This window comes from Roseibium sp. M-1 (genome assembly GCF_054515675.1).
The window spans coordinates 5,170,696-5,191,704 of the sequence record NZ_CM137257.1; the positions used below are offsets into that span (position 1 = coordinate 5,170,696).

General features: G+C 61.9%; 19 protein-coding genes. 14 read left to right on the forward strand and 5 right to left on the reverse strand.

Going from position 1 to position 21,009, the window contains the following annotated elements; all coding sequences use genetic code 11:
* Positions 1 to 183: 183 nt before the first annotated feature.
* The 4 genes from ACX3M4_RS23455 to hemA form a co-directional block, all read right to left on the reverse strand.
* The gene (locus ACX3M4_RS23455; protein ID WP_459355384.1) at positions 184 to 2,160 is read right to left on the reverse strand and encodes a thiamine pyrophosphate-binding protein; all 1,977 of its coding nucleotides are present in this window, start codon (positions 2,158 to 2,160) and stop codon (positions 184 to 186) included.
* 29 nt (positions 2,161 to 2,189) lie between these two features.
* Entirely contained in the window at positions 2,190 to 3,800 is a 1,611-nt protein-coding gene (locus tag ACX3M4_RS23460) for a glutamate synthase-related protein (protein ID WP_459355385.1), read from the reverse strand.
* Positions 3,801 to 4,012: 212 nt separating this feature from the next.
* Entirely contained in the window at positions 4,013 to 4,747 is a 735-nt protein-coding gene (locus ACX3M4_RS23465) for a DUF1194 domain-containing protein (RefSeq protein ID WP_459355386.1), read from the reverse strand.
* 334 nt (positions 4,748 to 5,081) lie between these two features.
* Complete coding sequence (hemA, locus tag ACX3M4_RS23470) at positions 5,082 to 6,299, reverse strand: 5-aminolevulinate synthase (RefSeq protein ID WP_459355387.1); 1,218 nt, start codon at positions 6,297 to 6,299, stop codon at positions 5,082 to 5,084.
* A gap of 325 nt (positions 6,300 to 6,624) precedes the next feature.
* Between hemA and ACX3M4_RS23475 the strand changes: the two genes are divergently transcribed.
* From ACX3M4_RS23475 to ACX3M4_RS23505, 7 genes are all read left to right on the forward strand, one after another.
* The gene (locus ACX3M4_RS23475) at positions 6,625 to 7,281 is read left to right on the forward strand and encodes a TetR/AcrR family transcriptional regulator (protein ID WP_459355388.1); all 657 of its coding nucleotides are present in this window, start codon (positions 6,625 to 6,627) and stop codon (positions 7,279 to 7,281) included.
* Between the two features lie 24 nt (positions 7,282 to 7,305).
* On the forward strand, positions 7,306 to 8,079 hold the full coding sequence (locus tag ACX3M4_RS23480; RefSeq protein WP_459355389.1) for an enoyl-CoA hydratase/isomerase family protein: 774 nt from the start codon (positions 7,306 to 7,308) through the stop codon (positions 8,077 to 8,079).
* Positions 8,080 to 8,139: 60 nt separating this feature from the next.
* Positions 8,140 to 9,681, forward strand: a complete 1,542-nt coding sequence (locus ACX3M4_RS23485; RefSeq protein WP_459355390.1) for an AMP-binding protein — start codon at positions 8,140 to 8,142, stop codon at positions 9,679 to 9,681.
* A gap of 4 nt (positions 9,682 to 9,685) precedes the next feature.
* On the forward strand, positions 9,686 to 10,075 hold the full coding sequence (locus tag ACX3M4_RS23490) for a MaoC family dehydratase (protein WP_459355391.1): 390 nt from the start codon (positions 9,686 to 9,688) through the stop codon (positions 10,073 to 10,075).
* On the forward strand, positions 10,072 to 10,458 hold the full coding sequence (locus tag ACX3M4_RS23495; RefSeq protein WP_459355392.1) for a hotdog family protein: 387 nt from the start codon (positions 10,072 to 10,074) through the stop codon (positions 10,456 to 10,458). Before ACX3M4_RS23490 ends, ACX3M4_RS23495 begins: the two co-directional genes overlap by 4 nt.
* A 90-nt stretch (positions 10,459 to 10,548) precedes the next feature.
* Positions 10,549 to 10,896, forward strand: a complete 348-nt coding sequence (locus ACX3M4_RS23500; RefSeq protein ID WP_459355393.1) for an ArsR/SmtB family transcription factor — start codon at positions 10,549 to 10,551, stop codon at positions 10,894 to 10,896.
* On the forward strand, positions 10,889 to 11,326 hold the full coding sequence (locus ACX3M4_RS23505) for an SRPBCC family protein (protein ID WP_459355394.1): 438 nt from the start codon (positions 10,889 to 10,891) through the stop codon (positions 11,324 to 11,326). Before ACX3M4_RS23500 ends, ACX3M4_RS23505 begins: the two co-directional genes overlap by 8 nt.
* A 48-nt stretch (positions 11,327 to 11,374) precedes the next feature.
* Here the strand turns inward: ACX3M4_RS23505 and ACX3M4_RS23510 are convergent, their stop codons facing one another.
* Complete coding sequence (locus tag ACX3M4_RS23510) at positions 11,375 to 11,764, reverse strand: DUF427 domain-containing protein (RefSeq protein WP_459355395.1); 390 nt, start codon at positions 11,762 to 11,764, stop codon at positions 11,375 to 11,377.
* Between the two features lie 407 nt (positions 11,765 to 12,171).
* Here ACX3M4_RS23510 and ACX3M4_RS23515 point away from each other — a divergent pair, with 407 nt between their 5' ends.
* From ACX3M4_RS23515 to ACX3M4_RS23545, 7 genes are all read left to right on the forward strand, one after another.
* Positions 12,172 to 13,353 carry a GAK system CofD-like protein gene (locus ACX3M4_RS23515; protein ID WP_459355396.1) on the forward strand — a complete coding sequence of 394 codons (1,182 nt, stop codon included), beginning with the start codon at positions 12,172 to 12,174 and terminating at the stop codon, positions 13,351 to 13,353.
* Between the two features lie 27 nt (positions 13,354 to 13,380).
* Positions 13,381 to 13,791, forward strand: a complete 411-nt coding sequence (rbsD, locus tag ACX3M4_RS23520) for a D-ribose pyranase (protein WP_459355397.1) — start codon at positions 13,381 to 13,383, stop codon at positions 13,789 to 13,791.
* 508 nt (positions 13,792 to 14,299) lie between these two features.
* Positions 14,300 to 15,427 carry a LacI family DNA-binding transcriptional regulator gene (locus ACX3M4_RS23525; protein WP_459355398.1) on the forward strand — a complete coding sequence of 376 codons (1,128 nt, stop codon included), beginning with the start codon at positions 14,300 to 14,302 and terminating at the stop codon, positions 15,425 to 15,427.
* Position 15,428: 1 nt separating this feature from the next.
* Positions 15,429 to 16,778, forward strand: coding sequence for an ABC transporter substrate-binding protein (locus ACX3M4_RS23530; RefSeq protein ID WP_459355399.1), 1,350 nt, complete (start codon positions 15,429 to 15,431; stop codon positions 16,776 to 16,778).
* 357 nt (positions 16,779 to 17,135) lie between these two features.
* Positions 17,136 to 18,440, forward strand: a complete 1,305-nt coding sequence (locus ACX3M4_RS23535; RefSeq protein WP_459355400.1) for a carbohydrate ABC transporter permease — start codon at positions 17,136 to 17,138, stop codon at positions 18,438 to 18,440.
* A complete protein-coding gene (locus tag ACX3M4_RS23540; protein WP_459355401.1) occupies positions 18,437 to 19,669 on the forward strand; it encodes a carbohydrate ABC transporter permease in 1,233 nt (410 codons plus the stop codon). The genes ACX3M4_RS23535 and ACX3M4_RS23540 overlap by 4 nt, the downstream gene beginning before the upstream one ends.
* A gap of 45 nt (positions 19,670 to 19,714) precedes the next feature.
* The gene (locus ACX3M4_RS23545) at positions 19,715 to 21,004 is read left to right on the forward strand and encodes an MGH1-like glycoside hydrolase domain-containing protein (protein WP_459355402.1); all 1,290 of its coding nucleotides are present in this window, start codon (positions 19,715 to 19,717) and stop codon (positions 21,002 to 21,004) included.
* Positions 21,005 to 21,009 lie beyond the last annotated feature (5 nt).

The following is a 21,009-nucleotide window of genomic DNA, read 5'->3' on the forward strand; positions in this document are numbered from 1 at the left end:
TTCAACTATCTGGAAACGAGTGGGCCCCGGGTCTCGCGATGCTCGCCCGGGGTGACACCTGTGCTTTCGGCAGGTCCCTTCCATATGCGATTGCCTGCCCTCAAGGAGGAAAGGGGAGCAAGCCGACAGACCAGCTCTCCGCTTCGCTCCGGCCGGGATGACAGCGGTGCTTGTGGAGCGTCCTCACACCAGATCCGGATCTGTGATGATCTCCACCAGCGACGGGCCCTTGTGGGCGATGGCATCGGCAATTGCGTCCTTGAGGTCCGAAGCTTCCGTCACCCGGTGACCGTGACCGCCGCACAGGCGTGCGAAAGCTGCGAAGGAAGGGTTGGTGAGGTTGGTTTCCCAGACCGGCCATTCGCCCGCGCGCTGCTCCTTGGAGATCTTGCCGAGCTCGGAATTGTTCAAAAGGATATGGCTGATATCCATTCCGTATTTGACGGCCGTGGTGAATTCCATGCCGTATTGGCCGAAGCCTCCGTCGCCGGATATCGAGATCACCTTGCGGCCGCGAAACTCCTCGAAATCCTGTGTCGCCGACCAGGCGCCGAGGGCGGCCGGAAGACTGAAGCCGATGGAGCCGAGGTAGCCGGACATGAGGATGCGCTGGCCGGAGGGTTCGAAATAGCGGCCGAAGGAATAGGTGTTGTTGCCGACATCGACGGGAATGATCGCGTCGGACGGGCAAAGCTCGCTGAGCGCCTTGAAGACGGCGGCCGAATGGATGCCCCTGCCGGCGGCCTCGTTCAGGCGGCGTTCCTTTTCTTCCCGCCAGATCGCCCACCGGACGACCAGTTCCACCACCTGGTCCGCCGCATCGCCCGGCCGCAGAACGCCGTCAAGGATCGCCTCGCAGAAGGTTCCGATCTCGCCCCAGACAGGCAGGGTGACGGGGTGGAACTTGCCAAGCTGCATGCGTTCGAAATCGACCTGGATGATGGTCTTGTAGGGCGCGATGCCGGTGTGATTGGCAAAGGACGACCCGAGCGAAATCAGAAGATCCGCCTCATTCATGAACCAGCTGGCGACCGGTGTCCCCGAGCGGCCGAGAACACCGGCGGCGAGCGGATGGGTGTCCGGGATGAGGCCCTTACCCTTGAAGGTGGTCAGCACCGGAGCACCGATCTTTTCGGCAAGCGCGATCACCTTGTCCCGCACGTCCTTGGCACCGTAACCGAGCACGATGACGGGACGTTTGGCGGTGTTGATCATCTCGACGGACCTGGCAAGGTCGTCCGCGGACGGCGTGATGGATGTGCCGCTGATCCGCCCCTCGGGCTTGCCTGCTTCCTTGCTGCTGGGGTTGGTCTGGACATCGTCCGGGAAAATCAGGTTGGCGACGTCCCGTTCCACCAGCGCCGTCTTCAATGCCAGGGACATCAATTCGGCATGATTGGAGCTGCCGAGTACCGGCTGCGAGAATTTCGACACGGCCTCAAAAGCGGATTTGAGGTCGATGTCCTGGAAAGCGCCCGGGCCGAAAACCTGCGTCTGGACCTGGCCCGTGAGCGCCAGCACCGGCGCGCGGTCGACCTTGGCATCCCAGAGGCCGGTCAGGAGATTGGTCGCGCCGGGTCCCGCAATCGTCAGGCAGGCGGCCGGCTTGCCGGTCAGCTTGCCATAGGCGGAGGCGGCAAAGGCGGCTGCTCCCTCGTGGCGGATGCCGATATAGCCGAGATTGCCTTTTGCCACCTGCAGGCGGATGGCATCGGCAAGGCCGAGGTTGGAGTGGCCGACCATGCCGAAGACACGCTTGACGCCCCAGTTTACCATGGTCTCGGCCATCACATCGGTCACCGTGCGCTCATGCGGTGGCTCCGGTTCGAGACCGATGAAGATCTCTCCGCCGTCGATCTTCAGCGGATAAAGCTTCTGGCCGCTGTCCTCGTGGCCGCCGGGAGGCGCGCCGGTCAGCGGGTCGAAATCCCAGCCGTGCCATGGACAGCGGATCCAGCACTTGCCGTCGCTGCCCTTTTCGATGGAGCCTTCGCCGAGCGGGCCGCGCTGATGCGGGCAATGGTTGTCCATCGCCGCCCATCGGCCGTCGAAATGGGAAAGGCAGATTGAGGTGGTGCGGGCCGTGACAGTCTTCACGCGGCCTTCGGGCAGGTCGGTAACCGAGCCGACCCTGATCCAGTCGAGATCCTGAGCGTCCATGAAATTTCCTCCCTCAAAATCCCGGCTGGTCAGGCAACGCCGCCATAGGCAATGCCGGAAAGATCCGCCATTTCCCGTTTCCAGGTGGTGAGATCGCCGGCGTTGAACTGGTTCAGATGCGAATGGCCGCAGGCGCGCGCCATCACCTGCATCAGCTCCACGGAAGCCTCGAAGAAATTGGTGAGCTGGCGGGCGGATTTTTCCACCTCCAGCCGGCTGACCAAATGCGGCTTCTGGGTTGCGATGCCGACGGGACAATTGTTGGTGTGGCAGGCACGCATCGCGATACAGCCGATCGCCTGCATGGCCGAATTGGAAAGGGCGACCGCGTCGGCGCCGAGCGCCAGCGCCTTGACGAAGTCGGCGGGCTTGCGCAGGCCGCCCGTGATGATCAGCGTGATGTCGGGCCGGCCAGACTTGTCGAGGTGCTGCCGGGCACGGGCGAGTGCCGGGATGGTTGGCACGGAAATGTTGTCGCGGAAGATGATCGGTGCCGCACCGGTGCCGCCTCCGCGCCCGTCCAGAATGATGTAGTCGACGCCGACCTCCAGCGCCGCGTCGATGTCCTTCTCGATATGCTGGGCGGAAAGCTTGTAGCCGATCGGAATGCCGCCGGTGCGGGCGCGCACCTCATTGGCGAAGTTCCGAACCTGGCCGACATCGGTCCATTCGGGAAAGCGGGGCGGCGAGATGGCATCCTCGCCCTCCTTCAGTCCCCGGACTTCTGCAATCTTGCCTCTGACTTTCGCGCCGGGCAGATGGCCGCCAGTGCCGGTCTTGGCACCCTGGCCACCCTTGAAATGAAAGGCCTGGACCTTGTCGAGCTTGTCCCAGGCAAAGCCGAAGCGAGCGGATGCGAGCTCGTAGAAATAACGCGAATTGGCTTCCTGCTCCTCCGGCAGCATGCCGCCTTCACCGGAACAGATGCCGGTGCCGGCGAGGTCCGCGCCGCGTGCAAGCGCGATCTTGGCCGGCTCCGACAGGGCGCCGAAGCTCATGTCGGAGACGAGCAGCGGGATCTTCAGGCGCAGCGGCTTCTGGGCGTTGGGGCCGACGACGACCTCGGTGCCGACGGGATCGCCATCAAGCAGCGGGAAGCGGTGCAACTGGGCGGTCAGGATCTGGATGTCGTCCCAGTCCGGCAACTGGGTGCGCGGCACGCCCATGGCGTCGACCTTGCCGTGGTGGCCGGTCCTGGAGAGCCCGTCACGGGCATATTGCTGGATGAGACCATTGTAAGGCTCTTCCTCGGTACCGTGGCTGGTGTCGGCGTAGAGCCCGAGATACTTCTTGCGTTTGAAGGGCTGGGGATGGTCCTTTGCCCAGGCGGCGATCTCGTCCTCGTCGACCAGTACCTCGTCGCCATCGACCCAGCTCCGGAATTTCGGCAGGGCTTCGGAATTGTTGTATTCGGAGACGCCGCTGTCGAGCCGGTAGTCCCAGTAGTGGACGCCGCAGATCAGGTTCTTGCCCTGAACGTAGCCGTCGGACATCAACGCGCCACGATGCAGGCAGCGGCCATAGAAGACCGAGACTTCGTCATCGAAGCGCACGACCACAAGATCGACATCCGCTACGAGCGCATATTGGGGCTTTCTGTCCGGCAATTCGCTTAAGCGCGCAACAACCTGTCTGATCATGTCATCCCCCCGGCTATCGGCGCAGTGCGCCCTGGCAAATAGGTTTCGCATCCTGCCGGTTGAAATGGTCCTTCGGGCCGGCAGTTGCCGTGAAACGATGTCCCTTCGTATGTGCGACGACCTTAAGGTCGCTTCCGCCACTTGCTCAAATCATAATGCGATGACGCCTCTGTGTGGCAATCGTGATTTTCTTCGCTCAAGCACCGGACCGGTCACCGAAGCCCGGCAAGATGCTGCAGGATACGCTCTGAGTCTTCCGGCCGCGCCGCTATTTCCAGGATCAGTTTTTTGCGCACGGCTTCCGCGAAAGTCTCTTCGCTGTCGGCGGTGACGACGAAGGCGGCAGGGCCGCCGATGATCTCGCGGTAGAACCGGTCCTCCAGATCGTAGGCGACGGGGCGGCCGGAGCAATGGCGGCAGAGGACGGCAAGGCCGTTGATGACGATGCCGGAGGAAACCACGATCGCGCGGGCTTCCGGAATGGTCGGCCCGTTCCAGTTGTTGGCGCTGTCGGCGGAAAGATCGATCACCCGGCGAAGGCCTTCATAGTCATTGCCATCGATCAGCTCCTTGCCCCGCAGCAGTGCCGCACCGATGGCATTGCGGCCATAGGCGCGGCGGGGCGCTGCCATCAGCTTCTCTGCAAAGCCTGCCGCCGCATCCGGGCCATCGATCACCGTCCAGTCGACGACGACGTCCTGGGAGAACATGTCGGCCCATTCCACATAGGTGATGACGATCTTGCCATAGATGTTGCTGGAGATTGCATTCAGCACTGACGGGTCCGTGATTGCTTCGGCATAGCCACGGCGCTGGAAGCGGATTTCCGCATCGTCGATGGATCCGGTCGCATCTGCCAGCAGCACAAGTTCCAGGTCGAGCTCTTCGGCAGCAGCCGGCAACGGCAGGACGAGAAGGCAGGCAACAGCAACAAACATCCACCGCATGGCAATCGGCTCCCTGGAAAATGGCACCAGAGGGTAGCTAGGGCGGGGGGAGGCGAAGGCGACGGGGCAAGGGTGGTTTTGTGGGGCCGTCATTCCGGACAAGTGAGGCGCAGCCGAACGCAGATCCGGGATCCAGACATCAGCGCGAGCGCAAGCTTGCTCTTTAGCTAGAGAAGGAGCGCCTGCGGCGCAAATACATCTGGGTTCCGGATCGTCGCACAGCTTCGCTGCACTTGTGCGGAATGACAGTAGGGAGAGGAGGTAGTGCTCCCTAAAAAGGAAAACCCGCCCTCTTGCGAGAACGGGTTCCTGACTTGTCAGCTTCCGTTTGCCGTTACGCGACGGAGCGGGCCAGCGCGCATTGCGACCACAGGGCGTTGATCGCGTTGGCGAGATGTTCGATGTCCTCGGCCGTGTGCAAAGGCGTCGGGGTGAAGCGCAGGCGCTCGGTGCCGACGGGCACGGTCGGGTAATTGATCGGCTGCACGTAAATGCCGTAGGTCTCCAGCAGGATATCGGAGATCCACTTGCACTTCTTGGCGTCGCCCACCATCACCGGCACGATGTGGCTCGGGTTTTCCATATGCGGAATGCCGCGCTTGTCGAGCGCCGCGCGTACCTGGGCAACCCGGTCCTTGTGCGCCTTGCGCTCGAAGGGGCTGTTTTTCAGGTGACGGATCGAGGCCGTCGCACCGGCGGCCAGTGCCGGCGGCAGGGCGGTGGTGAAGATGAAGCCGGAGGCGAAGGAGCGGATGAAGTCGACGACCGTCCTGGAGCCGGTGATGTAACCGCCCATGACGCCGAAGGCCTTGCCGAGAGTGCCTTCGATGATGGTCAGGCGGTCCATGAGGCCTTCGCGCTCGGCAACACCGCCGCCGCGCGGGCCGTACATGCCGACAGCATGGACTTCATCGAGATAGGTCAGGGCACCGAACTTGTCGGCAACGTCGCAGATTTCCTTGATCGGCGCGATGTCGCCGTCCATGGAATAGACGCTTTCGAAGGCGACCAGCTTGGGTGCGGCCGGATCGTCGGCGGCCATCAGGCGCTCCAGATCGGCAACGTCATTGTGCTTGAAGACACGCTTCTCGCAGCGGGCATGACGGATGCCCTCGATCATGGACGCGTGGTTGAGGCTGTCGGAATAGACGATCATGCCCGGAACCTGGGAGGCCAGCGTGCCGAGGGCCGCCCAGTTGGAGACGTAGCCGGAGGTGAAGATCAGGGCCGCTTCCTTGCCGTGAAGGTCGGCCAGCTCTTTCTCCAGAAGAACATGGTAGTGGTTGGTGCCGGAAATGTTGCGCGTGCCACCGGCGCCTGCGCCGCATTTGGCAAGCACCTCCTGCATGGCACCGACGACCTTTTCGTTCTGGCCCATGCCGAGATAATCGTTGGAGCACCAGACGGTCACGTCCTGAACGGAGCCGTCCTCGCGGTAACGCTTGGCGCGCGGAAAGTCGCCGGACTGGCGTTCGAGATCTGCAAAAACGCGGTAATTACCATTGTCATGCAGTTTGCCCAGGCGCTCTTCCAGATACGCGTGCACGTCCATACTCAGGATCCTCTCTTCGCAGGCACCCTTGCCAGCGCCTCTCCTGCCCGCGCAACTCGCGTCCCGCGCGGCCTTATGCTCGCCTGAACCTTTCCGTCCGATTCCAGACTAGCAGCTAATTTATAGCCATTCAAAACTGCTTACCAAAGTTTCTGCCTTGATCAAGGTCAAATGGCTGGCTGCGTCCAAACGTCATATATCATTTTTTGCATGTTTTGGAGGTCAATTTCGGCCAAACGAGGCCATCAGCATTTCAGCGATGGCGAAGGCAGGCCGATTTCACAGAAGGTTCTTGCAATTGAACGTCAAACATGAATACTGATTCATGTTTCAGGAAGTTGGGAGGACACCGGACGTGCGCAAACCGGCCGCAGAAGCAGAGGTGCCGCAGAAGGGGGCCGTGAGCCAGCCGAAAACGGCGCGCGGGGAAGCCACCAGGAAAGCGATCCTTGCGGCTGCCGAACGGGTGATCGGCGCGAAGGGTTACAACGACGCTTCCATCGGCCACATTACCAGCGAGGCCGGGGTCGCCCAAGGCACTTTCTACATCTATTTCGCCACCAAGGAGCAGGTCTTCTCCGAGCTGGTGCTGGAAATGGGCCGGCTGGTGCGGCACACGATCGCCGAAGCCACACAGGGCATCGGCAACAGGCTGGCCGCCGAAAAGGCCGGCCTCTTTGCCTTTCTCGAATTCGTCCAGGCTCATCCAGATCTTTACCGGATCGTCCAGGAGGCCCTCTTCGTCGATCCCGCCGCCTATGAAGAATACTACAGGACCTTTGCGGCCGGTTATCGCGCCGGTCTGGAAGTCGCGGAAGCCGCCGGGCAGATTTCCGCAGGCGATGCAGAAACCCGCGCCTGGGCACTGATGGGCATTGCCAGGTCGCTCGGCGAACAACTGGTGGTATTCAAGGCGGAGAAGCCCATTTCCGAATTGGTCGAGACTGCCTACGATCTCATCGAAAACGGCATCAAGCCGTGAGCCTCTTGCCATGAGCCTCCTGTCATGAGTCTGGTCGAAACAGAACTGCGCAACGGGGCGATCTGGCTCTGGTTGAGCCGGGCCGAACGGCACAATGCGCTTGTTCCGGCACTGATCTCCGACCTTCGTAATGCCATTAAAGAAGCCGCGGCAAGGGAGCCGGTGGCGCTGGTTCTTTCCGGCCGCGGCAACAGCTTCTCGACCGGTGGCGATATTGCCGGATTTCTCGACCATGCCCGCTCGCAAAAAGAACTGCTGGCTTATGCGGATCTTCTTGTCGGTGGATTGCACGAGGCGATCCTCGATCTGCTTGCCTTTCCGGCGCCGGTGCTGGCTGCCGTCAACGGCCCCGTCACGGGCGGGTCGACCGGGCTGATGCTGGCGGCCGATCTGGTCGCCTTGTCGGAAACCGCTTTCATCCAGCCCTATTACAGCGAGGTCGGCTTCGGGCCGGATGGTGGCTGGACCGCGCTGCTGCCGGACCGGATCGGCACGGCAAAGGCCCTGGCGATCCAGTACCGCAACTCCCGCATTGGTGCAGCCGAGGCCGTGGAACTCGGCCTTGCCGCCAAATCGGGACCGCTGCAGGGTCTGGCCGGCATCGTCGAGGCCTGGGTCGAAGAGCTCGGCAAGGGCTTTGCGCAGACCCACCAGGCAACGCGCCAGAATGTCTGGGACGACCACCGTCGCGGCGACGTCCGCCGGCGGCTCGACCAGGAAAAGACGCGCTTCCTCGATCTGATCGGCCGTCAGGGCACGCTCGAGGGCATGAAGGGCTTCACCAGAAAACGGGCCTGAAAAGGGTCTGAGAGGAACTCGGGCCTCAAGCCCGACGGGACCCACGTGTTGGGAGGACACATGGAGTTTTTGACCGACATGGCCGCGAAGAGGGCCGAGCTTTCGCCGGACGCGGTCGCTTTCATCGACCATGAGACGGGCCGGAGCTTCACCTTCGGCGAGATCAACGACCGTGCTACCCGGCTCGGCAACCTGCTCATGAAGCGGGGCCTTCATAAGGGCGACCGGGCGGCCGTGCTTTGCCTCAATCATCCGGATGTCTTCGTGGCGCTGTTTGCGGCACAGAAGACCGGGATCCTGCTGGTCCCGCTCAACTGGCGCCAACCGGTGGCAGAGCTGAAACCCATTCTGGACGTTTCCGGTGCCAGAATTCTCTTTCACGATGATGCCTTCGCCGGGGCTGCAGAAGAGCTGACCGGCGGCAGCGGGCTGGAATTGCTGCCGCTGGGTGCAGGCGGCACACGCGGCAGCGCGCTGGACGGGCTTCTGGAGGATGCCAGCCCGGCTGCGATCGGTTGCGGCAAGGTCAAGGCCTCCGTCCCCTGGTACCTGCTCTACACCTCCGGCACCACTGGCCTGCCCAAGGCCGTCATCCAGACCGCGGGCATGGCCTACGCCAACATGATCAACTACTGCCAGGCGACAGGTCTCTCGGTTGAAGAGAAAGGCGTCAACTTCCTGCCGCTCTTTCACACCGCCGGCATCAATCTGCCGACGCTGCCGATCTTTCTGAACGGCGGCCTGTCGACCGTGCTGCGCAAGTTCGATCCCGACACGGTTCTCCGGCTCATCAATGAGGGCAAAGTTACCTGCTTTTTCGGCGTGCCGGCAATCTATCAGGCGCTTGCCCTGTCATCCCGCATCGGCAAGACGGATTTCGCCAAGGTCCGCTCGCTCGGATGCGGCGGTGCACCGGTGCCGAAGCATCTGCTGACCGACTTCCAGGAGCGCGGCGTCACCATCTGCAACGGCATGGGCATGACCGAAACTGGCCCAACGGTGTTCCTTATGGACAGGGCGCATGCGGGCGAGAAGATCGGCTCGGTCGGCAAGCCACAGATCCTGACCGACGTGCGCCTTGTCGACAGTGACGGCGGCATCGTCGAAGGTCCGGGGGAGGGGGAGGTCCAGTTCCGCGGTCCCAACATCACGCCGGGCTATATGGACAACAAAGATGCGACCGTCGCTGCCTTCACCGTCGACGGATGGCTGAAATCCGGCGATATAGGCCGGCGCGACGAGGACGGCTACTACTACATCGTCGACCGCATCAAGGACATGTACATTTCCGGCGGCGAGAACGTCTATCCGGCGGAAGTGGAGAAGGTTCTGGTCTCCCATCCCGCCATCCTGGAAGCGGTGGTGATCGGCATTCCGGATGCAAAATGGGGTGAGGTCGGGGCCGCTTTCCTGATCGTCCGGCCGGATGCAGAGATCGACACGGCCGAGCTGCCGGACTGGTGCCGCAAGCAGCTTGCCGCCTACAAGATCCCCAAAGACTTTGCCGTCGTCACCGACCTGCCGCGCACGGCCGCAGGCAAGGTGCGCAAGAATATCCTCAAGGACGACTATCTGTCGGCCAGAACTCCGGAGGACGCTTAAAACCATGTCCCTTTCCGCCGACGCGCAGGAGCGCACGACCTTCACCTGGACCCCGCGTCAGGCCGATTTCGACGCCTTCGCCAAGCTCTCCGGTGACGACAATCCGATCCATGTGGATCCGGAGTTTTCCGCCCGCACCCGCTTCGGGCGTACTGTCTCCCACGGCATGCTGCTCTATACCCGCGTGTTTGCCCATCTGCAGGCGATCTATCCAGGACGGCCGCAGCAAATGCAGACGCTGATGTTCCCAAACCCGGCCTATGCGGACGAGGAACTGGCATTCTCCTTTACCGAGTGTGCGACGGAACCGGATCTTATCGAGATCGAGATTGCCCGCAGTGAAGACGGCGCCGTCACCCTGGCCGGAAGCTGCAAACTCGGAGTACGCGCATGAGCACCGGAACAGCTCTTTTCGAGGTCGGGCAGCGTGCGGAACTGACCCGGGCGTACTCCCTCGCGGACATGCGCGACTTCGCGCTGATCAGCGGTGACGACGGCAACGTTCCGGTCGCGGTTCCCGGACCGTTGATCGGTGGGTTGTTCTCTTACCTGCTTGGTGTCGAACTGCCGGGGCGGGGCACCAACTACCTGAAGCAAAGCCTGGAATTCCTGGCGCCGGCTCCTGTGGGCGAAACGCTGACCGCCTCCGTCACCATCACGCGCCTCCGGCCCGAAAAGCACCTCGTCGATCTGGAAACGGTCTGCGAAACGGCTGACGGGACGAAGGTCTGTCAGGGCCGGGCACTGGTCTATGTCGAGGATGTCGGCAAGGACTGAAAGCCGGTCCGGCCGCGATAAATTCACCTGATCCGATTTTTATTCAACCAAATGGTTGACTAAATTTGGCACGTGTTGTAATTCAACCATATGGTTGAACGAAAGCTTGATGACCGGAAACTCACCGACATCCTGAAAGCGGTGAGCGATCCGACCCGGCGAAGCCTGCTGACCCTTGTGGTGCAGCACGGGCCGATCCGGGTCACCGATCTGGCAAGGCATTTCGACGTCAGCCTGAATGCGGTGTCGAAGCACATCAAGGTTCTGGAAGCTGCCGGGCTCGTGCGCCGGCGGACCGAATGGCGGGAGCATCTGATCGAGGCCGACATGGGCCCGGTCAGCGAGATCGACCGCTGGTTCCAGGATTTGCGGTCCATCTGGGCCAAACGCCTCGACATCCTGGACGAATTGCTCTTGAAGGAGACGGACGATGAGTGAATTGAGTGTAGTCGTATCCCGCCGGTTTTCCGCTTCCATTGCCCGGGTGTTCGAAGCCTGGCTCGACCCCGAAGCCCTGGCGAAATTCATGACGCCATGCGTTGGCGGGCCGACGGCCCGGGTCACCAACAACCCGGTCGAGGGCGGGGAATTCGAGATCGTGATGCGCACGGAAGACAAGGAAATCCCGCACCGGGGCTTCTACAAGACCATCGACCGCTACCGGAAACTGGTCTTTACCTGGGACAGCCCGTTCTCGCTGCCGGACAGCGAAGTGACGCTGGATTTCGTTGAGCGTGCGGGCGGCACGGAAGTGACGCTGACCCACGTGAAATTCGCGTCGGAGGAAGCCCGGAAAGGCCACGAAGGCGGCTGGACCGGCATTCTGACGGCGCTGGATCCGGTGCTTGCCGAAAGCAAGGCTGCCTGACCCGCCGGTCTTTGCGGCCCGGGGGATCACATCCGGGCCGGATTGTCCCTATTCGCCTTCGACAAGCCTGACCTTCGCCGGCCAGAAGGCGTAATAACCGGCAAGTTTCGCAGCCATTGGTACGGGGGTCTTGTAGACCCAGCCGATCTCCTCGCCGTCGTGGGAAACGTAACTCGCCTCGCCCTTGATCGGGCAATGGGTGGATTTGTCGACATAGCCGAAATGGGTTTTCAGATCGGCTTTCGGGACATAGATCACCGGATCGTAGAAGCTCTTGCCGATTTCCAGGACGCGCAGCGCGTGGACGGTGTCGGCGAGAAGCGACGCGCCCTGAAAGATGCGAATGCGCCGCGGCACGTCCTTGATCACCATCAGATGGGTCGGATTGTCCGGGTTCCGGATCGCGGTATCGAGGGCGGCAGTGGTCAGCGCAGTCATCTGGTCCTCCGGACTGAGGGCGGATTGCCCGCCCTGATCTGCGCCCTCATGTGTGGTCTGTGGCTCCTGAACGCAAACCAATTCGTTGCTGCAGAGCACAAGGCCAGGTGGCATTTCTCTGCCTCCGCACACCTGCTGTTCTTTTCGTCTTGAAATTCCGTACCGTTCTGCGCTCAAACAGAAGAACTTGAACCAACCTCGGTTGGAGGTGGTCTCCGCAGGCGACTTACGCATTCGGGTTTGAAACGGCGCCACCGTTTTTTCGACACGATCCGGGATCAGGGTGGCTCCGGTCCGCCGCGGGCAAAGGTCAACGATTTCCGGACGATACGGATCCGACATGAGCCGCACTGCAGAAGCGAAAGACTTGAGACAATGTGCCGGTCGGCGCTGGTGAAGGACTGGACTTGAGCGAAATAACCATTACCCGTGCCGTGCGCCTGCCAGACCCGTTCCGTGTCGAACGGTTCCTTTCCAATCCCAAACTCGGGCCGAGGCTCCTGTTCTTCTCCGGAGGTTCGGCGCTGAACGGGGTTGCCCAATGTTTGAAGCGATATACCCACAACTCGATCCACCTGGTGACACCGTTCGATTCCGGCGGAAGTTCGCAAGGGCTGCGGCTTGCCTTCAACATGCCTGCTATCGGCGATCTGCGCAGCCGGCTGATGGCGCTCGCCGATGAGACCGTGCTCGGTCATCCGGAGGTTTTCCGCCTCTTCACCCATCGCTTTTCCAAACAGGCCGACGCAGCGGATCTCGGACGGCAACTGGAGGCGATGATCGCCGGGACGCATCCGCTGGTGGAAGCGATCGAGCAGCCCATGCGCACGCTGATCCAGAACCAGCTCGGCATGTTCCACGCCGCGCGGCCGAAAAGCTTCGACCTGCGCGGCGCCAGCATCGGCAACCTTATCCTGGCGGGCGGCTATCTCAACCAGAGCCAGCAGCTGGAGCCGATCATCTTCCTTGTCGCCAAACTCGTCGGCGTACAGGGAACCGTGCGTGCCGTGACGGACGCCAATCTCCATCTCGGCGCCGATCTTGCAGACGGTGGCACGGTCATCGGCCAGCACCTTCTGACCGGCAAGGAACATGCCCCGCTTGACGTACCGATCCGGGATCTTTTTCTCAATCCGGACCTCAGCGGCCGGGCGCCGGTTTCAGCCAGTCTCCCGGAACGCAACCGAACGCTGATGCAGTCGGCCGATCTCATCTGTTATGCGCCGGGAAGCTTCTATACGAGCCTCATCGCCAACCTGCTGCCGGAGGGTGTCGGCAAGGCGGTCGCCGCGCGCACGGTGCCGAAGGTCTACGTGCCCGGCATCGGTGCGGACCCGGAGACGGGTGCCATGACGCTCCGTGACAAGGTTGAAACACTGCTGGCGTATCTCAGGCGCGACGCGGGCGAAAATTGCCCTTCAGAGAAGCTGCTTAATTTCGTGATCATCGACCGGAATGTGCCGGAAAGCGAGACCCGGGGTATCGAAGATCACGGTGTCCGGGTTGTCCGTCTCGACCTCGTCAGTGAGGCATCGGCCCCCTATTATGATCCAGCACCGCTCTGCGAAGCCCTGGTCTCTCTGACCTAGAATGTCCGGAGAAGAAAAAGAGAAGCCATGAAACGTACAAAACTCCTGAACCGGCACCTGAGCAAGCTCGTTGCCTCGCTCGGTCATCTGGATGAAATCGTGCTGGCCGACGCCGGATTACCGGTGCCGGCGGGAATCGGCGTGATTGACCTGGCCGTCAGCCCGGGCATTCCCGGCTTCTTCGATGTGCTGGATGCGCTCTCCGACGAACTGATCATCGAACAGGCCGTCTTTGCCGAGGAAGCCTCGGAAGAGCTCGCAACGTCAATCGAGGTCCGGCTTGCCCATTGGGCGGCTGAAACGGGCAAGCCCATCGAGCATGTCCGCGTTTCACATGACGACTTCAAGGCAAGATGTTCCCGCGCCCGCGCCGTCATCCGCACCGGCGAATGCACGCCCTACGCCAATCTCATTCTTGTGTCCGGCGTGGCGTTCTGAGGCGGCGGATTTCGTTAGCTTTCTAGGTGCAGCCGCCGAGATTGGCTGAAAACAGTGCAGCCCCCCCTGTGTCACCCCGGCCGCAGCAAAGCGGAGAGCCGGGGCCCACTCATTTCCAGTGCGTTTAGCAAAAGTTCCTGAGCGTGCGGCTTTGCTCGCCCGCATAGCATAGATTTCAGCAAGTTTACCTGCGAGTGGGCCCCGGATCTGCGCTGCGCTTGTCCGGGGTGACACCGGCGGCGTTGTCATAGTCAAAGCCTTCAAACTTCAGGCAGTCGCTTTCTCATGGGCCACAAATACACGCCAGCTCCGAAACGGCCAAACCTGATGTTTTGTTGCGGGGACAGGGACTTCCCGCTTTGCGAAAAATTTTGTTTCTGGCTCCGAAACCGATTTTGTTGACTTACAAAATCGGTTTTGTAACCCTTTTACCCAAGAAAACCTGATGCCTGAGCGAAGAGCGCCGGGGAAATGGGCGCGAGGCGTCCAGGGAGGATCGATGTCGCGAATGCGCGATTCCGTCACGATTGACGACGTGGCACGCCATGTGGGCGTGGCCAAGGGAACCGTCTCGCGGGTCCTCAACAATTACACCGATATCTCCGAAGCGACCCGCAAGCGCATCCTGAAGGCAGTGCAGGACCTCGGCTACCAACCATCGGCGACGGCTAGAAACCTGAAGCGCGGCCGCCAGGACACGCTCGGCATCATTATCCCCGTCGGCCACGGCAGCGGCGCCGATCCGTTCCTCTCCGAATTCATCGACGGCATTTCCCGGGCGCTGGACGAACTCGGGCTGGATCTGCTGGTGACAACCGCCCACTCGCGCGGCCACATGATCGAGACGCTGAAGCGCCTGATCGCCCGGCGCAAGGTGGACGGGTTCATCGTCACCCGCACGGAGGTGGACGATCCGCGGATTGCCTATCTGGTCGAGCAGAACTTCCCGTTCGTTGCCCATGGCCGCACACGCGATCCATCCGGCTACGCCTGGTTCGATATCGACAACGAAGCCGCCTTCGCCGACGGCGTCCGTCATCTCTATAGCCTCGGTCACAGCCGGATCGGCTTTGTCGGCGGACCGCTTGAGCTCAATTTCGCCCTGCAGCGGAGGAACGGCTACCGGCAGGGACTGGAAGCACTGGGCGTGCCGCACGATCCGGACCTGGAAAGCCTGCAGACACTCGGAGAAAAGGGCGGATTTGCTGGCGCCAAGGCTTTGCTGAGCCAGAAGACACCGCCGACCGCGCTGCTCTGCGTCACTGATGCGCTTGCCATCGGCGCCGTGCAGTTCTGCCGCAAATACGGCCTCAAGGTCGGCTCCGACGTCACCGTGATCGGTTATGACGGCCTGCCTGTCGGCGAATATCTCGACCCGCCGCTGACGACCTTCTCGCAGAGCGCCCAGGAGGCCGGCGGCCGCGTGGCGCGCATGCTGATCGACAGTCTCGACGGCAAGAAGCCCAAGGATCTGCAGGCGCTCGCCAAGGCGGCCCTGATCCGGCGCGCCTCCGACGGCGCACCGGGCAAGACACCGGAGGCGCTGGCAGAAGCGCTCCGTAACCGGCTGGAGCAACAGCCAAATTCCGGCCGGCCAAAGTCTGGCGGGCCAAACACTGGCAGGAAGGGAGAGTAGTATGTTTGGGAGGACAACATTCCTGGCCTCGACGATTGCGGGCGTGCTCGGTTTGGGCATGACCGCGGCGCAGGCCGACACGCTTCGGTTCTGGACGACGGAGGAACAGCCCGAGCGTCTGGCCGTGCAGCAGGAAATCGCGGCCGCGTTCAAGGACAAGACCGGCATCGACGTGGATGTCATTCCGGTCTCGGAGACCGATCTCGGCACACGCGCCACGGCCGCCTTCGCCGCCGGCGATCTGCCGGACGTGATCTATCACACGCTGCAATATGCGCTGCCCTGGGCGGAAGCAGGTATCCTTGATACGGAAGCCGCGACGGAAGTGTTCGAAAAGCTGGGTCCCGGAACGTTCGCACCGGGCGCGGCTGCCATGGCCAGCGTCGAAGACGGTGTCGCCTCGGTGCCGGTGGACGGCTGGACGCAGATGGTGATCTACCGCAAGGACCTTTTCGAGGAGAACGGTCTCGCCGCCCCGGACAGCTACGAAAACATCCTGGCCGCGATGGAAAAGCTGCACAATCCGCCGGAAATGTTCGGCTTTGTCGCCGCCACCAAGGTTGACGAGAATTTCATGAGCCAGGTGCTGGAGCATGTGTTCCTGGCCAATGGCGTCAACCCGGTTGACGGTGACGGCTTCAAGCCACTCGACGAAAAGAAAACCGTCGAAGCGCTCGAATTCTACAAGGCCATCGCCAAGGCTTCACCTCCGGGCGATCTCTTCTGGAAACAGTCGCGCGAACTCTATTTCGACGGCAAGGCCGCCATGATCATCTGGTCGCCGTTCATCCTGGATGAACTTGCGGGCCTGCGAGACAGCGCTCCGCCGACGATCACCGACGATCCGACGTCGTCCGAACTTGCCTCGAAGACTGGCGTCGTCACCACCCTCAAGGGGCCGTCCAATCCGGACGGCGCAGCCTGGGCCGACATCCGCTACTTCGGCATCACCAATGACGCCGACACCGAGGCCGCCATGCAGTTCGTCGAATTCTCGATGGATGACGGCTACCTGAAGACGCTGTCGATCGCACCGGAAGGCAAGTTCCCGATCCGCCGCGGTGCGGCCGGCAACGCGACCGGGTATGTCGATGGCTGGGCAAAGTTGCCGGTGGGTGTCGATCGCAAGGCGCCGCTGACCGACCTCTACGATGCAGACACGATCCAGACCATCGTCTCCGGTCTCGATACCGCCAGCCGCTGGGGCGTCAAGGAAGGTCAGCTTTCGCTTGCTTCCAAGATGATCAACAGTCAGGTCATCAACCGTCTGGTACGGGAATATATCGACGACGAGCGTGATGCATCAGCGACCGTTGCCAAGCTCAACGAAGAACTGGCCAAGATCCAGTAACCAAAGTTCCGTCTCTCCAGCTCCCATTTGGAGAGACGGGATGGTGCCGACCATCCAAGAGCGGACCGGGCAACCCGCCCGACGGTTGCCCGGTCCGGCAAATGGTTCTCCGATGTGGCGAAAGATTGCGAAGGGGAACGTGGCCTCAAGTATTGGCTGCGACTTCAGATCACCTCTCCCAAGGGGAGAGGTCGGAGCACAGCTCCGGGTGAGGGGACAAACCTCTCGACTATCCAATGAAGCCGTAACCCCTCACCCCAACCCTCTCCCAATGGGAGAGGGGGATAGCCTAACCGGGACGAGGTTCTGGCGATCCGAACAAATCAAGGTTTTACCGGCAAGCCGAAAGCCACAAAGATGAGCACCAAGACCCAAGCCGACACATCGTCAGGTCCGCCGAAGGGCATTGGACCCATGCAGCGCCGCGAGATGTGGCTTGCCTATCTCATGCTGGCACCGACCTTTGCCATCATCCTGATGATTGTTGCCGGACCGCTGATGGCCAATTTCTGGATCAGCGTGAAGCCGGTCCAGCTCGCCGACCTGCGCCCGCCGGCCGTGCTCGTCAACGAACGGCTGCGCGGCAGGCCTGAAGCGGAAGGCGATGCGGCGAGCCTGGAATACCGGTCGCGCAATTCCTCGCAGGACGAGGAAATCCGCAATGTCGTCCTCACCGATCAAATCCCGGACGGCTTTGCCGTGACATCTCTGCCGGATGTTTGCACGGTCGACGGCAGCAAGCTGACCTGCGCACTTGGCACTGTTGCCGCCGGCTGGCGCGACAATCTCGCACTTGAAGGCACGGTCTCGGCAGCATTTCTCGCCGCCAACCGGCCGGAGCGAGCCAGCGAGCCGATGGTTACCGGCGAGGCCAACAACGTCCTTACCAATCTCGACTTCACCTTCGAGAATTTCAACCGGATCTTCAGCGCCGATGAATTCTGGTCGGTGCTGCGGGTGACGTTCTACTACACGATTTTCGGCACGGGCGGGGCGCTGGTGCTCGGCCTCTTTGCGGCGCAGCTGCTCAATACGGTCTTCATCGGCCGGGGTGTCCTGCGCGGGCTGTTTCTCTTTCCCTATGTCTCGCCGGTGATCGCGGTTGCCTTCACCTGGGTGGTGCTGTTCGACCCCTTCTCCGGATCGCTGAATGCGCTGCTTACCAAGATGGGCGTCGTCACCGACCCGATCAATTTCTTCGGCCAGCGCGCCATCGAGTTCTCCTTCCTCGGCATTCCGATGGAATTTCCGCTCGCCCTCAGCACTGTCATCGCCTTCGAGGCCTGGCGTTATTTTCCGCTGTCCTTCCTCTTCATCCTGGCGCGCATGCAGTCGATCAACACGGATATGTACGAGGCTGCCGAAATGGACGGGGCGACGCCGCTGCAGCAGTTCTGGTACCTGTCGCTGCCGCAGCTGATGGGCATCCTCTCGGTGCTGTTCCTGCTGCGCTTCATCTGGACCTTCAACAAGTTCGACGACATTTTCCTTTTGACCGGCGGCAATGCGGGTACCCGTACGCTCACCGTCGATGTCTATGAGCAGGGTTTTGCCCTCTCCAATCTCGGTGCGGGGGCTGCCGTTGCCGTGGTGGTTTTCGTGGTCCTCGTCACCTTCGCCACCCTCTTCATCCGCTTCTCGCCGAAGGAGGAAGGGCTATGAGACCGGCAAGCCTTCTCATCACCGCCATCACCGGCCTCATCTGGGGTGTCACCGCAATGGTCGTGATCGGGGTGACCCTGACCCTCGTCACCGGCGATGTGGCGATGCCACAGGCAACGGCCGCCGGGCTTGCGGGGCTCCTCGGTGCGCTGGTTTTCGTCTGGCGCCAGTCTTCCGCCAGCGCCGGAGGGCTGCCGGCATGGACACTTGCCGCCATGACCCTGTTCCTGGTGCTGATGGTGGCCTCCTTCGCAGCGCCCTTCGGCCTGCCGCTCAGTTCGGTGCCGCTCTGGCAGGCCTGCGCGCTGGCTCTCGTTGTCGGCGGGGTTACCTTTGCAATCAGCATCACTCTGTCGGGTGCGCACCTCGGCGCCATGAGCCGCTACGAGCGCGAGGTCGTCTATATCCGCATTGCCAAGGGCATAGGCTTCGTCGTCTTTTCCATCATCGTCGCGCTGCCTTTCTACGTCATGGTGATGACATCGCTCAAAAGCCAGCAGGCTCTGCTTGCAAATCCGCTGGATCTGTCGATCGACTTCTCGCAAGGTCTCGACGGCTTGCTTCGTTCCTATGTGGAGCTGTTCACGAAGTTCAATTTCGGCCGCTATCTGCTGGTTTCCACCTTTGTCTCGATCGCGACGGTCCTGCTGACACTGCTGTTCTCCGTGCCTGGCGCCTATGCGGTCTCTCGGCTGAAGTTTCCGGGCCAGGCCTTCCTCGCCCGCTCGGTGCTCTTGATCTACATGGTGCCGGCTATCGTGCTGGTGATCCCGCTTTATGCCGTCTTCTCGCAGCTGGGCCTGCGCAACACGCTGACGGGGCTCCTGATCGTCTATCCGGCGACGACCATTCCGGTCGCGCTCTATATGCTGCAGGGGTATTTCCGGGGCATTCCGGCAGAGCTTGAAGAGGCCGGGCTGATGGACGGGCTGTCGCGCATCGGCGTCATCCTGAAGATCACCCTGCCGCTGTCGCTGCCCGCGCTTGCCTCCGTGTCGCTCTATGTCTTCATGATCGCCTGGAACGAGTTCCTGTTCGCTTTCATGTTCCTCGACAATCCGGACATCTTCACCCTGTCGCGCGGGGTCGTGTCCCTCAATTCCTCCGAGGTGCCGCGTCAGCACCTCATGGCGGGTGCGGTGATTGCGACCGTGCCCGTCCTTGTCATCTTCCTGTGGTTCGAGCGCTTCCTTGTCCAGGGCCTGACGGCCGGCAGCGTCAAGGGATAGCGTTAGGTTTGAAGAGGGCTGGAGCGCAGTCCCGAGGAGTTAGCTGTGTCACATGCGGATCTGGACAAAAAGGCCCGGGACATCCTGATCGGGAATGACCAGGGCGGTTACACGATCCCGACCAAGGGGCTCTATCCCTATCAGTGGAACTGGGATTCCGTCTTTGTCGCACTTGGTTTTGCCGAGTTTGACCAGGACCGGGCCTGGCGGGAAATCGAGATGCTGTTCCAGGGTCAGTGGCGGGACGGCATGGTGCCGCACATCCTCTTCCGCAAGGACGACCCGAGCTACTTCCCGGGTCCGAGCGTCTGGGGCACAGATGGCGGACCGATCCCGAGTTCCGGCCATTCCCAGCCGCCTGTTGCGGCGTCGGTCGTCAATGCACTGGTGGAGGGCGACAGGACCGGTGCGGGCTTGAAACGCGCGGAAACGCTGCTGCCGAAGCTGATGGCATGGCACCGCTGGTGGCTCTCCTATCGTGATCCGCAAGGCCTCGGCGTCATTGCCGTGATCCACCCCTGGGAATCCGGCCGTGACAACCTGCCGGACTGGGACGATGCGCTGCGCGCCGTCGAGGTCAAGGACATCGAGCCTTATGAACGCAAGGACACCTCTCATGTCGACCCGGCCATGCGTCCGCACAAGGAGGATTACGACCGCTACCTCAGCATCGTTGCTGCCTGTCGCAAGGTCGGCTGGGATCCGCAGAAGGTCGCCGAAACCTGCCCGTTCTTCGTTGCCGATCCGGGCGTTACCTTCATCTTCCTGCGGGCCAACCGGGATCTCCTGAAACTTGCGGAACGGCTCGGCCGGACCGAGGAAGCCATGGAAATCCGCACCTGGATTGCCAGGATGGAGACGGGAGCAAAGGCGCTTTGGAACGACGACCTAAAGGCCCATGTCGCGCTGGATTTGAGGTCCGGCAAGAAAACCGATGGCATCTCCTGCGCCAGTTTCCTCGCACCCTATGCGGGGCTGACGGACAGCTACACGCTGACGGCGCTGCAGACGCATTTCGACCGCTTCGCGTCGAAGGTCAATTTCATGATGCCGTCCTATGATCCGGAGCACAGTTGCTATGAACCGCTGCGCTATTGGCGCGGTCCGGTCTGGGCAATGATCAACTACATGATCGCGAAAGGCTTTGCCGAAGCGGGCGACACCGCGCGGGCGGAGCGGCTGCGCGCGGACACGGCCCGGCTGATCGGGCTCAGCGGTTTTGCGGAATATTTCAGCCCGGAAACCGGGACGGGCGCCGGTGGCGGTTCGTTCTCGTGGACGGCGGCAATCTGGCTCAGCTGGGCCTCGCCCGCCCATGCGGCGCAAGCGGTTTAGGAGGG